General features: G+C 35.9%; 12 protein-coding genes and 1 pseudogene. 9 read left to right on the top strand and 4 right to left on the bottom strand.

Going from position 1 to position 13,742, the window contains the following annotated elements:
* From P8M54_RS13930 to P8M54_RS13915, 4 genes are all read left to right on the top strand, one after another.
* A partial coding sequence (locus P8M54_RS13930; protein ID WP_300288574.1) for a S8 family serine peptidase occupies positions 1-341 on the top strand: 341 nt, incomplete at its 5' end.
* A gap of 59 nt (positions 342-400) precedes the next feature.
* Positions 401-2,272: a M1 family metallopeptidase gene (locus P8M54_RS13925; protein ID WP_300288572.1), complete on the top strand. Its 1,872-nt coding sequence runs from the start codon at positions 401-403 to the stop codon at positions 2,270-2,272.
* Positions 2,273-2,297: 25 nt separating this feature from the next.
* The gene (locus P8M54_RS13920; RefSeq protein ID WP_300288570.1) at positions 2,298-2,696 is read left to right on the top strand and encodes a hypothetical protein; all 399 of its coding nucleotides are present in this window, start codon (positions 2,298-2,300) and stop codon (positions 2,694-2,696) included.
* A gap of 111 nt (positions 2,697-2,807) precedes the next feature.
* Positions 2,808-4,061 carry an NAD(P)/FAD-dependent oxidoreductase gene (locus tag P8M54_RS13915; RefSeq protein WP_300288568.1) on the top strand — a complete coding sequence of 418 codons (1,254 nt, stop codon included), beginning with the start codon at positions 2,808-2,810 and terminating at the stop codon, positions 4,059-4,061.
* A 245-nt stretch (positions 4,062-4,306) separates the two neighbouring features.
* Here the strand turns inward: P8M54_RS13915 and P8M54_RS13910 are convergent, their stop codons facing one another.
* Entirely contained in the window at positions 4,307-5,257 is a 951-nt protein-coding gene (locus tag P8M54_RS13910) for an L-threonine 3-dehydrogenase (protein ID WP_300288567.1), read from the bottom strand.
* Positions 5,258-5,484: 227 nt separating this feature from the next.
* Here P8M54_RS13910 and P8M54_RS13905 point away from each other — a divergent pair, with 227 nt between their 5' ends.
* The 4 genes from P8M54_RS13905 to P8M54_RS13890 all read left to right on the top strand — a co-directional run bounded on the left by P8M54_RS13905 (position 5,485) and on the right by P8M54_RS13890 (position 10,529).
* Positions 5,485-6,090 (top strand): hypothetical protein, encoded by a 606-nt coding sequence (locus tag P8M54_RS13905; RefSeq protein WP_300288566.1) that lies wholly within the window; start codon positions 5,485-5,487, stop codon positions 6,088-6,090.
* Positions 6,083-9,451 carry a transcription-repair coupling factor gene (gene mfd, locus P8M54_RS13900; protein WP_300288565.1) on the top strand — a complete coding sequence of 1,123 codons (3,369 nt, stop codon included), beginning with the start codon at positions 6,083-6,085 and terminating at the stop codon, positions 9,449-9,451. Before P8M54_RS13905 ends, mfd begins: the two co-directional genes overlap by 8 nt.
* A 130-nt stretch (positions 9,452-9,581) precedes the next feature.
* Positions 9,582-9,851, top strand: a complete 270-nt coding sequence (locus P8M54_RS13895) for a hypothetical protein (RefSeq protein ID WP_300288564.1) — start codon at positions 9,582-9,584, stop codon at positions 9,849-9,851.
* Between the two features lie 93 nt (positions 9,852-9,944).
* A complete protein-coding gene (locus P8M54_RS13890; RefSeq protein WP_300288562.1) occupies positions 9,945-10,529 on the top strand; it encodes a hypothetical protein in 585 nt (194 codons plus the stop codon).
* 197 nt (positions 10,530-10,726) lie between these two features.
* On the opposite strand, the gene P8M54_RS13885 is transcribed toward P8M54_RS13890, so the two are convergent.
* The 3 genes from P8M54_RS13885 to P8M54_RS13875 form a co-directional block, all read right to left on the bottom strand.
* Positions 10,727-11,383 (bottom strand): aspartate kinase, encoded by a 657-nt coding sequence (locus P8M54_RS13885; protein ID WP_300288561.1) that lies wholly within the window; start codon positions 11,381-11,383, stop codon positions 10,727-10,729.
* A 120-nt stretch (positions 11,384-11,503) separates the two neighbouring features.
* Positions 11,504-11,863 carry a YraN family protein gene (locus tag P8M54_RS13880; RefSeq protein WP_300288560.1) on the bottom strand — a complete coding sequence of 120 codons (360 nt, stop codon included), beginning with the start codon at positions 11,861-11,863 and terminating at the stop codon, positions 11,504-11,506.
* Between the two features lie 47 nt (positions 11,864-11,910).
* Positions 11,911-12,810 (bottom strand): LD-carboxypeptidase, encoded by a 900-nt coding sequence (locus P8M54_RS13875; RefSeq protein WP_300288575.1) that lies wholly within the window; start codon positions 12,808-12,810, stop codon positions 11,911-11,913.
* A gap of 242 nt (positions 12,811-13,052) precedes the next feature.
* Here P8M54_RS13875 and P8M54_RS13870 point away from each other — a divergent pair.
* A pseudogene (locus tag P8M54_RS13870) lies at positions 13,053-13,742 on the top strand (endonuclease/exonuclease/phosphatase family protein); the annotation flags it as partial.

Raw genomic sequence — 13,742 nt, 5'->3', positions numbered from 1 at the left:
CTCGTTTCTCAAACATCGGGAAAGTAAATGTAGATGTTTTTGCTCCTGGAGTTCAAATCTATGCAACGACACCTAATAATAAATACAAATATTTAGCAGGCACATCAATGGCAGCGCCTAATGTTGCTGGTGTAGCAGCGTTGATACGTTCGTACTATCCTAAATTAACAGCTTCACAAGTAAAACACATTTTGATGGATTCAGGTGTGGCAATTACAACGGATGTCGTTGTTGGTGGTAACCCTAAAGACAGCCGTTCTTTCTCTACCTTATCGCAATCAGGTAAAATTGTAAATGCTTATAATGCAATCTTAATGGCAGATAAAATGTCAGCAAAATAAATCCAAGACTATTAATTTAATGGGAGGGCCGCGGCTCTTCCATTTTTTATTTTAAACCAATGAAGAAAATACTATTACTTTCCCTCGTTACTTTAAATTTTGGTTCAATAATGGCCCAAAGTTCAACTTATTGGCAACAACATGTCGATTATAAGATGGACGTTGTTATGGATGTCAAAAATTATCAATACAAAGGAACACAAGAATTAGTATACACGAATAATTCTAGTGATACCTTACGCAAAGTATACTACCATTTATTCAACAATGCATTCCAACCTGGTAGCGAAATGGATGCACGATTGCATACCATCAAAGATCCTGATGCTCGAATGGTAAATAAAGTTACCGTTGATGGTAAAGATGCTAAGGTAAGCCGAATCGAAGGCTTGAAGCCAAATCAAATTGGTTTCTTAAAAATCGCTAACTTCAAACAAGACGGCCTTGTTGCCGAAGCTAAAACAGTAGGTACGATTCTAGAAGTGACTTTGGCTAAGCCAATTTTACCCAACACAAAATCGACTTTCACTTTGAATTTTGACGGTCAAGTGCCAGTTCAAATTCGTCGTTCAGGGCGAAACAATTCTGAAGGAGTAGAGTTATCAATGACACAATGGTATCCTAAGTTAGCTGAATTTGATTTTGAAGGATGGCACGCTGATCCGTATATCGCAAGAGAATTTCACGGTGTTTGGGGTAGTTTTGATGTAAACATTACGATCGATAAAGACTATGTTTTAGGTGGTACGGGTTACTTACAAAATCCAAACGAAATTGGACATGGCTACCAGGAAGAAGGTGTAGTCGTAAACACTCCAAAAAAGACAAAAACACTAACTTGGCATTTTGTGGCGCCTATGGTACACGATTTTGCTTGGGCTGCTGATAAAAATTACATGCACGATCTGGTAAAAGGACCTAACGATGTAGCGATTCACTTCCTATATAAAAACTATCCAAAAACAGTCGAAAACTGGAAAAAACTACAGCCAATGATGGTGAAAGTAATGGATTATTTCAATAAAAACGTTGGAAATTATCCGTACAAACAATACTCCTTTATACAAGGTGGTGATGGTGGTATGGAGTATGCCATGTGTACCTTAATGTTAGGAAATGGAACGCTTGAAGGAATTTTTGGTACTGCAACACATGAGTTAGGACACTCTTGGTTCCAGCATGTTTTAGCTTCAAACGAGTCTAAGCACCCTTGGATGGACGAAGGCTTTACTACTTATATTTCTGATTTGGCCGAAAATGAAATGTCTGATAAAAAAGTAGCAAATCCTTTTGCGGGTAATTACAAAGCGTACTACAGTTTAGTGAACTCAGGTAAAGAGCAACCACAGACGACTCATGGCGATCGCTATGACGAAAACAGACCTTATAGTATTTCTTCATACGTAAAAGGAAGTATATTTTTGTCTCAATTAATCTACGTGATTGGAGAAGATAAATTGCAAGAAACGGTAAAGCGATATTTCCATGATTTTAAATTCAAACACCCAACACCTAATGACATTAAAAGATCGGCAGAGCGTGTATCTGGTGCGAACTTAGATTGGTATTTAGTAGATTGGACTGAAACAACCAATACAATTGATTACGGTATCAAAGCCGTGACTGAAAACGGAAACCAAACAACGGTAAGCCTAGAGAGAATTGGTAGAATGCCAATGCCTATTGATTTATTAGTAGAATATACTGATGGAACGATGGAGAGTTTTTATGTGCCTTTGCGAATGATGAATTATGAGAAAGCGAATCCTAATCCTGCGGTAAAACGCACTGTTTTGAATGACTGGACTTGGGCGCACTCGAATTATGATTTTACTATCGCTAAAGCAAAAGGGACAATCAAAAAAATCACTATTGATCCAAGCGGTTTAATGGCTGATGTGAAACAAGACAACAACGTTTTTAAACAATAAGCGTTTTTTAAAGTAAAGTATAAAAATGAGTGTTACCTACAACGAAGCTGTTAAAGCTATTGAGATAAAAGACGGATTAAAGAGTCATCAATTTTTAATGAAGGTTTTAATGATAATTCTCCTTATAAATGCAATCTTAAATTTGTCAAATGATAAAATTGCGTTTGGTTTCATGAAAGTATTGTGGCTAGTTCTAGGAATGTTTGCAGTGGTAATTCTACATAAATATATTTTCAAAAAAACCGGTAGCGAAAAAATACCCGCTGATCAAATTAAAGGGTTGAGCGAAAGTGTTTTCTTAGGACGTAAAAAATACTTTATTGTATTGCAAAACGCAAAACAACGCGATTTGCTAGCTGTAAAATCAGATGCTGAATTGGCACAAGTTCGAAAGCTATTTACGAAAAACGGAATACCGACATAAAAACGAAAAGGCTGCAATTTTTTGCAGCCTTTTTTTATGATTTAAAAAACAGCCTATTGCCATAACAATAGGAAACACTAAATTTGTAACAAACGATTTTAGACTTAAAATATGAATCCAACGATAACGATTATTGGCGCAGGAATTTCGGGACTATCTGCAGGTTTGCATCTGCACCGCAAAGGTTTTAATGTAAATATTATTGAAGCTAGCGATAGAGTAGGAGGCCGAATTAAAACAGATATCGTAAATGGCTTTAGACTCGATCGAGGGTTTCAGGTATTGCTTACGGCTTACCCCGAAGCGAAAAAATTGTTGGATTACGATGCATTTCAACTTAAAACTTTTTTACCTGGAGCAACTGTATTGTATGATGGCGGACAGTTTGAAATTGCCGATCCGTTCAGGAGACCTTCGGCTTTATTAGCCACCGCTTTTGCACCCGTTGGTTCGCTCAAAGACAAGTTCAATACGTTCATTTTAAAGAATAAATTAATCGCTAAATCAGTAGAAGGAATCTTTACACAACCTCAAAAATCGACTGTGGAGCAGTTAAAAGACTATGGTTTTAGCAGCAAGATGATCAATCTATTTTTCAAACCTTTTTTCTCGGGTATTTTTCTCGAAAACAATTTGTCGACACCTAACCGGATGTTCGATTTTGTGATGAAAATGTTTTCTGAAGGCGATGCGGCAATTCCCGCTTTGGGTATGGAGGAAATTCCAAAACAACTAGCAAGTCAATTGCCTGCAGCTTGTTTTACGTTTAACACTAAAGTAGAAGATATAAAAGGGAATACCATTTACACAAGCGCAGGTACCGAAATACAATCGGACATCATTATTATTGCTACCGAAGCAACAGAATTGATTTTAAAATTTAAAAACAGTGTAGAAACCAAACACCATTCGGTTACCAATGTTTATTTTGAAGCAACAGTAGCACCTACCAACAAAGCGGTTGTTATTTTGAACGCTTCCGCAAAAGATAAAATCGTTAACAATGTAACGGTAATGACAAATGTAAGTAAAGCCTATGCTCCTGCTGGCAAAGTGCTTATTTCGGTTTCTTGCAATGGAATTCTTGATCTTAGTGATGAAGAACTAGCGCAAAAAATTAAAACCGAATTACAACCTTGGTTTGGAAATCAAATTGCAAATTGGTCACATTTGAAAACGTATAAGGTGAACTATGCCTTACCTAATTTAGCGGTTTTAAAAGACGATCTAACAGCAACTGACATGAAAATCAGTGATACTTTATACTGTTGTGGCGATCATTTAATGAATGGTTCCATTAACGCTGCTATGAAGTCAGGACGTTTATTGGCTGATTTGATTGTGAAGGAGCAAAGCACCAAATAAGACCATATATTTGCCTCAATATATTTGGAAAAAAGAAGAAGCCACATGATTATAAGTGACTTCTTCTTTTTTTATACGTTTAATGAAAACAATTCGTGAATTCTAGCCCCGATAGCCCCGGCATCTCCCGACTCAGAAAAATAAGGCTTTTTTTAGCCGTAGTTTTTATTGAACGGGAATACAGCGAATAGCGGGACTATAAGTGAATAGAAACACTATTTTTCTGCTTCAAAAAAACAAATTGACTACTCCTGCGTCTTGCTCAAATTCTCCAACATATCTTTAGTCATCGATTCGAGATCAAATTGATGTTTCCAGCCCCAATCTGCTCTGGCGTTGCTATCATCAATACTTGCAGGCCAGCTGTCAGCTATTTTTTGACGGAAGTCAGGCTCGTAAGCAATCGTAAATTCAGGAATGTGTTTTTTAATTTCGGCAGCAATCTCCGTTGGGGTAAAACTCATTGCCGCTAGGTTGTACGACGAGTGAATTTTGATGTCTTCAACTGGCGCCTGCATAATTTTTATGGTCGCAGCAATCGCATCGTCCATATACATCATTGGCATTTTTGTTTCAGAGGATAAGAAGCATTCGTATTTTTTATCAGCCAAGGCTTTGTGAAAAATATCCACGGCATAATCTGTAGTGCCACCACCAGGAGGCGACGACCAGCTAATTAAACCAGGATATCTAATGCTTCGCACATCAACTCCAAATATATTATGGTAGTACTCACACCATCTTTCACCCGCTTGCTTACTGATTCCATAAACCGTAGACGGTTCCATGATGGTATATTGTTGGGTGTTTTCTTTAGGAGTTGTAGGTCCAAAAACAGCGATGCTTGAGGGCCAGAATATTTTTTTGATCTTTCCGGCTTTCGCCAAATTCAAAACGTGAAACAACGAATTCATATTTAAATCCCAGGCAAAAGCAGGGTTTTTCTCGGCAGTTGCTGATAATAATGCAGCCATTAAATACACATCAGTAATTTGATGTACTTCTACTAAATGCTCAATTTGGTTGAAATCTAAAGCATTGATGACTTCAAAAGGTCCGGCATTAACCACGTCAATATTTAATTTGCGAATATCAGAAGCAATGACATTTTCAGTTCCGTAAATTTTTCTTAGGGACTGTGTTAACTCGGTGCCTATTTGTCCACAAGCACCAATAATTAGGATTTTTGTACTCATTTTTTGATTGATTTTTAAGGAGCTAAGATAACGTTTTCGTATTTATCTAAAGCACTCGGTCTGGAGTTTGTTAATTGTACAATCAAAAACTTAAAAACAGTGCTTTATTTTGCTTTTTTTACTTTTCAAGTTCAAAATACGCATGGATTAGAAGGAAATGGTAATTACTGCCTTCCAAACTATAATTATAAATTTACTTCGTAACTTTGTACTTTAACGAAAACACAATGAAATTTAAATTCTCCTACCTCTTTTTACTTTTTGTTATTCTGGCTTCTTGTAAGGACGATAATCTTAAACGAGATGCCGAAAATGCAAAAGACGCCAAAAAGAAAGAGGTTATATTTTCGAACATCAATAAAGGTTGGGTTTTTTATGACACACCTATAAACGAGGTAGCCGAATCGAGTGTGGCCACCTGGTCACAATTGCGCTTGTTCATAGCCGAGTTAGCTCAAAAACCTAAAAAAACCATTGGTGCTTTTCAGCAAAAGTCGACTGCAATTTCTAAAAAAGCAATGGCTCTTAAAGATAATATTCCAGTACAATTTGATGTGCCTCCAATTAAAAGTAGAATATCCGTATTGATTACTAAAGTGCGAATGCTAGATTTATACATGCATCTCGATAAAATTCCGGATGATAAAGTAGTGTTTTCGATCACTGAAATCAATAAAGAATTAGCCTCTTTACAAAGGCAGATGGATAAGATAGTAGAGAAAAGTAAAATTCCTGTAGAACAGGGAGAATCTGAATTAATAAAAATGCTAGATCCCGCAAGAGCAATTCCTTCGAATCCAGCATTAGACCCAAACATTCCAAGAGTTGAGTAAAGCTGCCCTTTTTAAAATATTTGAGAGTTCCCCTAAAATCCAGCAAATTGTAGACCGTTTGCAGGAAACAAATCCGGTTAAATTACATTTGGACGTCTTGATTGGCTCGTCGATTTCGATTTTAATTCAATCGCTTTTTAAAAAAGCCGAACATCCCTTTTTGATTGTTTTGAACAACAAAGAGGAAGCGGCTTATTACCTCAATGATCTGGAACAATTGATTGGAGAACAAGATGTGTTGTTTTATCCTGGATCCTTTCGTCGTCCCTACCAAATAGAAGAAACGGATAACGCTAATGTTTTATTACGTGCCGAAGTACTCAATCGCATCAATTCGCGCAAAAAACCAGCTGTAATTGTAAGTTATCCCGAGGCCTTATTTGAAAAAGTGGTAACGCGAAAAGACTTAGATAAAAACACACTTAAAGTCGCGGTGGGTGATAAAGTGTCGATTGACTTTATCAACGAGGTTTTGTTTGAATACGAATTTAAGCGCGTTGATTTTATTACCGAGCCAGGCGAGTTTTCGGTTCGAGGCGGAATCGTAGATGTTTTTTCGTTTTCGAATGACAATCCCTACCGAATTGAGTTTTTTGGTGATGAGGTCGAAAGCATTCGTTCATTTGATGTGGCAACACAATTATCAATCGAAAAGCAAAAGAAGATTACCATTATACCAAATGTAGAAAACAAAATTTTTCAGGAAAACAGAGAGTCTTTCTTGGATTATATTTCTGAAAAAACAGTTTTGTTTATTCAAAATACCGAGGATTTTTTAGGACAACTCGACAAACAATTTGTCAAGGCCGAAGAAGCTTTTGATAAACTGTCTAAAGATATCAAGCACGCTACACCTGAGCAATTGTTCTTAAACCAAGCGAGTTTTATCAAGCGAGCTTTGGATTTCTCAATCGTCGAATTGAGTTCGAAAGCCATTTTTAGAACTACGAAAAAGTTTGAATTTCATATTCAGCCGCAGCCGTCTTTCAACAAGCAATTTGATTTGTTATTGAATAATTTAAGTGAAAATCATTTTAATGGGTACAAAAACTACATATTTTGCTCGAATGAGGCGCAAGCAAAGCGTTTTCACGATATTTTCGAAACTTTAGACGAAGCTAATTCTGAGAATGTCCGCAAGCAATACCATACTATCGTTATGCCTTTGTACCAAGGTTTTATCGATGAGGAAAATCAAGTTATTTGCTACACCGATCACCAAATTTTTGAGCGTTACCATAAGTTCAACATTAAAAATGGCTATTCTAAAAAACAGAATATTACTTTAAAGGAATTAACCACACTCTCTGTAGGCGATTATGTAACGCATATCGATCACGGTATTGGTCGTTTTGGCGGATTGCAAAAAATCCAGGTCGAAAATAAAACGCAAGAAGCCATTAAGTTGGTTTATGCTGATAATGATATTGTGTACGTAAGCATTCATTCGCTACACAAAATCTCAAAATACAACGGTAAAGACGGCACACCGCCTAAAATATATAAGTTAGGATCGAATGCTTGGAAGGTTTTAAAGCAAAAGACCAAAGCGAGAGTCAAGCACATTGCCTTCAACTTGATTCAACTGTACGCCAAGCGACGATTAGAAAAAGGTTTCCAATTCGCACCCGATAGTTACTTACAAAATGAATTAGAAAGTTCGTTTATTTACGAAGACACACCGGACCAAATGAAATCGACAGCTGAGGTCAAAGCCGATATGGAAAGCGACCGACCAATGGATCGACTCGTTTGTGGTGATGTTGGTTTTGGAAAAACCGAAGTAGCCATTCGTGCAGCCTTCAAAGCGGTAGATAACAGTAAACAGGTAGCAATATTAGTGCCTACTACGATTTTAGCTTACCAGCATTACCGCACTTTCACAGAGCGTTTAAAAGACATGCCGGTTTCTATTGGGTATTTGAACCGTTTTAGAACAGCCAAACAAAAAGCAGAAACACTTAAACTATTAGCCGAAGGAAAATTAGATATTGTAATTGGTACACACCAGTTAGTGAATAAAAATGTAGTTTTCAAAGACCTAGGATTGCTAATTGTAGATGAGGAGCAAAAATTTGGTGTTAACGTAAAGGACAAATTAAAAACGATCGCTGCCAATGTCGATACCTTGACATTGACCGCAACGCCTATTCCAAGAACTTTGCAGTTTTCGTTGATGGCGGCACGTGATTTGTCAGTAATTACAACACCTCCACCCAATCGTTATCCTATAGAAACGAATGTGGTAGGTTTTAGTGAAGAGCTAATTCGCGATGCGATTTCGTATGAGATTCAGCGTAACGGACAAGTGTTTTTCATCAACAACCGTATCGAAAACATTAAGGAAATCGCGGGAATGATTCAACGTTTGGTTCCTAATGCACGCGTAGGCATTGGTCACGGCCAAATGGACGGAAAGAAGCTAGAGGAATTAATGTTGGCTTTCATGAACGGCGAATTTGATGTTTTAATTGCTACCACGATTATCGAAAGTGGATTGGATGTACCCAATGCGAATACTATTTTCATCAACAATGCTAATAATTTTGGATTGTCTGATTTGCATCAGATGCGAGGACGTGTAGGTCGAAGCAACAAAAAAGCATTTTGTTATTTCATTTGTCCGCCCTATTCTGCCATGACCGAGGATGCTAGAAAACGAATTCAAGCCCTTGAGCAGTTTAGTGAATTAGGAAGTGGCTTTAATATCGCGATGAAGGATTTGGAGATTCGTGGTGCAGGAGATTTATTAGGTGGTGAACAATCAGGTTTTATCAATGAGATTGGTTTTGATACTTATCAAAAAATCATGAACGAAGCCATTGAAGAATTAAAAGAGAACGAATTCAAAGATTTATATCCCGAAGAGAATAATATTGAGACTAAGGAATATGTAAAAGACTTGCAAATTGACACCGATTTTGAGTTGTTATTTTCTGATGAGTACATCAACAATATCAGCGAGCGATTGAGTTTGTACAATGAATTAGGCGCCGTTAAAAACGAAGAGGAATTGATTATTTTCCAAAATAAATTAATTGACCGTTTTGGACCTATGCCACCGCGCGCTATTGCTTTGATGAACAGCACTCGAATTAAATGGATCGCTACGGGAATCGGAATCGAGAAGCTAGTGATGAAACAAGGCAAAATGATTTGTTATTTTGTTTCGGATCAACAATCTGATTATTACCAGTCCAAACGTTTTAGAAAGGTATTGGATTTTGTACAAAAACATACAGACATTTGTAAAATGAAAGAGAAACAAACGCCTAATGGATTGCGCTTGCTGCTCACTTTTGACGATGCAAAAACAACTAGAAAAGCATTAGAAAAGATGCAGATGTTAGGTAGTGAATAATATTTCAGTTTAAAAACAACAATTGTTCCCGAAGCATAAGTCAAAACTGATAAAATCAAGTTAAAACATTAGACACGAGTAGGTTTGGGTCTTTCAATTTTATTATATTTGATAAAAAAAAACACTGGACATGAATATTACAGCCGAAAAATCGTTTTTGATTGACTTGCTTCAGAACAGCACCGATATTGAATTTCTTAATAAAGTAAAACGTTTTATTTTGAAAGAAGTTGAAGCCAATGCGCCTTCGAATAAAGAGAGTGATGTGTTTCAAATGGATCTCTCCACAGATATTAATAATATCGAAAAAGAGAGTCCGCTAGAGGTTCAGAAAATGATTGAAATTTGGACAGATTATACGCAGTATTTTAGATCCGCACCCAAATTAGATTCTAAATAAAAGTATCCAATAATATGCAATAGTGCTGATTTTTCTACATTTCAGTATCTAAATTTGGTGTTATTGTATAGTTATGTGATACCTTTGAGAAAAATGAGAATAAACTACATCATCTGTTTTTTAATTTTGACAATATTTTCGACAGTAAATGCACAATCGAAAAGACAATTTATAAAAGTTGAAGTTCCTGTATTTGAGCAGAAACTAAATGAGCTTATAATTGAAAAACTAAACTCGAAAAAGAATAATGGTTGTTTAAAATATAAACAAAATGGAAACGCTGAAGTTAAATATTGCGATAATAAATCTGAAGATAATTATGTAGAATATGATGAACTTGGAAAAATTAAAAATACAGAAATTATAGTTATAAATAAATTTACATACAATGAAGAATTTTATATCTTAATTAATCCGAAAGAGAGCAAAACACTTACCTTGTATGGTTTTCCACTTAAAATTGAAAACTCAAACAAATATTTAGTTTACAATAATCCGTCAACAGATATTCCCTATTCTATCCAAATATTGGAAATGAAAAACGGAGAAATGAAAAAGATAGATGAAATATTATATCCAATTGACATAACAATTAAAAAAGTTTTGCGTGTTGATAAAAGCGAAATTTTTATTTTAGATATTAAAAATCAAGTTTGGAAAACCAGCATAAATAAATAAGGCATCACATAACAGCGATATGCAAAAATGGCGAGATATGTGGTAAATTCAAGTTTATCGTTCGTAAGAAATTTTATTTTAGCCGCAAATAATCGGTTGCGAAGTTTGCTAATTCTTGAAGCCTTGACACGTAGATTTATAAAAAAGAAAGCCGTTAGTTTAGAACTAACGGCTTTCTTGTTAACCAATTTTATTTTCTAATTCTTCAAATCCTTGATTACTTTAAAAGCAACATCTACTTGCTCTTCACTTACAAGAATAGTAAATTCATTAGAAGTCGAAATCACTTCGTTGATGATAATTCCTTCCCATGCCAAGCGTTGAAAAATAAAGTAATAAATCCCTGGAACAACAATATTTTCTTGAGGTAACTTAACGGTGATCGAAGCTAAATTTTCTAGTTTTTGAATTAGTTTTTCGTATGTAAAATATTTTTCAACTAAGGCATTCACGCTATTGCTCAAAACGATATTGATTTCATTAACTCCTCTTGATGAGGTATAAAACACATCTGGAAAGCCATTAATGTCTGCAATTAATTCTGCTTGTTTGTTTAGTACCGTTTCGGATACGGCAAAGGTGTAATCAGTCAATGCGGAACGCACTGTTATCTCACCAATATTTTTTATGACCTTGTTTATTTTATGATTCAGCCTAAAATCCAATTCTTCGGTTAGTCTCTTAAGCGCCATTACTACTGCACCTTGTTTCACTTCTTTACCAAATTCACTTTCTAGCTCTGACATAATATTCCGAGACAGAGAGGTCAAATTAATAATGCCTAAGGATAAAGCATTTAATAAAAAGGGTTTGGTTTTAATGTAATTTTCGACGATTGATGAAACAGTTTTCATGATACTTTTATTATTTGTGGTGTTTTGTAGTGGTTGTTCTCCTTTACTTTTGTTTTAAATTATGGGTCAAAGATAGATAAAAAAACAATTTGTTACAAATATAACAATTAAAAAAAGCCTTTAAAAGTGATAAAAAGCATCGGTAAGGTGTTCAATTACAAAAGATTTGCCCTCTTTATGGATGGCGATAATGTCAAATCGCACGTTGTGATCAAGATTTTCTTGGTTGACATAAGCATCAATTGCCTTAGTGAGAAGTTGAATTTTCTTTGGTTTTACAAAGTCTTGCGGTAAACCAAATTCCAGTGATGATCTTGTCTTGACTTCGATTACCGCTAAGGTATTTTCTTTTTGGGCAATAATATCTACTTCGGCTTTTTGAAAAATCCAATTCGTAGCTAAGATAGTGTAGCCGTCTTTTTCTAGAAATTCGACCGCCAATTCTTCGCCTAATTTACCTAAGTCGTTATGTTCAGCCATAAAAGAAAGAGTTAGCTAATTTGAAATGGAACGTTTCTAACACGCAACTAATCGTTAAATGATAAGCTACTTTTTGTGGGAGTTACCTCAATAGTCACCGTACTTCCTAAAATCAATGCTCTATTGTCTTGTATGTGTCCTGCTGGAAAATTATAGATCATCGGGATGTTGTAGTTTTTAGTGACTTCTTCCACAATTTGCAATGCATTTTTCCCCCAAGGGATATCATTGTCTTTCATTTTGGTCATAGAACCAACCACAATTCCTTTAATGCTTTCAAGGCAGCCGTTGCGTTTTAAGTTCATCATCATGCGATCAATGTGATACAAGTACTCATCTAAATCTTCAATGAAAAGAATTTTATCGTTACAATCAATAGCCGAAGGAGAACCAAGCAAGCTGTATAAAATAGAAAGATTTCCACCCACTAATTCTCCGGTCGCTTTCCCCATTTTGTTCATAGGTGCAGTGGTAATTTCGTAACGCAATCCCGTTCCAAAAAGAGACTGACGCAAGGTTTCTATCGCTTCTTTAGTCGCTCTAGGAACCGTTATTGGCATAACAGCGTGTAGTGTTTTAAACCCCATGGTGTTGAGGTGATTGTGTAAAACAGTAATATCGCTAAAGCCAATAATCCATTTAGGATGCTTTTTAAAGGCAGTAAAATCAAGCAAGTCAATGATACGAACCGTACCGTAACCACCTTTTACACACCAAATCGCTTTTATATTTGGATTGTCTAATTGTTTTTGAAAATCGGTAGCACGTTGTTCATCCGTTCCTGCCAGTTGGTTGTTGTCTAAGCCAATAGTGCTACCGATAACAACCTCTAATCCCCAGCTGTGCGCCAAGTCAATTGCGGGTTTTAAATTATCGTCGATGTTTTTTCTGGCTGTGGCTAGAATGGCAATAGTATCTCCTTTTTGTAAAGTAGCAGGTGTGATCATGTGTGTTTGGGATTGACTGTTTGTGGAAAATAAGACAAGAATTAAAACAAATAATGTAGCAAGACTAAAACGCTGTGATAAATAGAAATAATAGAGTTTTTTAAAGATCATGTTACTTGTTTAAATGATTTTATGGGCTATACAGCCAATAAAACAAAGATAACTAATTTGAAAAATAATTGAAGCTTTCTGCGTTAAATGAAGTATTTTTACTTCAAAAGAAGGAATTAAATGTGGTCCAAATGATAAAACACAACATAATACTGGTTTTATTGCTCTTATTTATGCTATCCAATGGTTTTGGTCAGCAAAAAAACTACCGCATTCATACCGTCGCTTTTTACAACTTCGAAAATCTTTTTGATACTATTAATGATCCAAAAACGAATGATGATGAATGGACACCAAAGGGAGCACAGCATTGGACTTCTAAAAAGTACCATCAAAAACTAGAAAACTTATCTAGAGTGTTGCTCGAAATTGGATCCGGGGAAAACACCAATTCACCCACTTTTATCGCTTGTTCCGAAATCGAAAACCGCGGTGTTTTAGAAGATTTAATCAAACAGCCTAAACTGATTTCCAAAGAATACGGAATTATACATTTTGACTCTCCTGATAAAAGAGGAATTGATGTCGCTTTATTGTATCAGCGCAACTACTTCCGACCTACATCGTACACTAATATTCCGCTTTACGTCTATAAAAAGGAGCTGCCTAATCAGCAAGCGGTTGCCATTGAACCAACTGAAAAATCAGATGATGCCTTAGAGATCAACGACCAAAACAACCGTGTTTTTACCAGAGACCAACTTTTAGTAACTGGTTTTCTCGACGACGAAGAGATTCATATCATTGTAAATCATTGGCCTTCGCGGTCTGGAGGCGAAAAAAAATCGAGTCCGTTTCGAGAAGCCGCAGGTGCCTTAAAC

This window comes from Flavobacterium sp. (assembly GCF_029242675.1).
GTDB lineage: Bacteria > Bacteroidota > Bacteroidia > Flavobacteriales > Flavobacteriaceae > Flavobacterium.
Note: the sequence above shows the minus strand (reverse complement) of the source record. Positions and strands in the feature narration are given on the sequence as shown.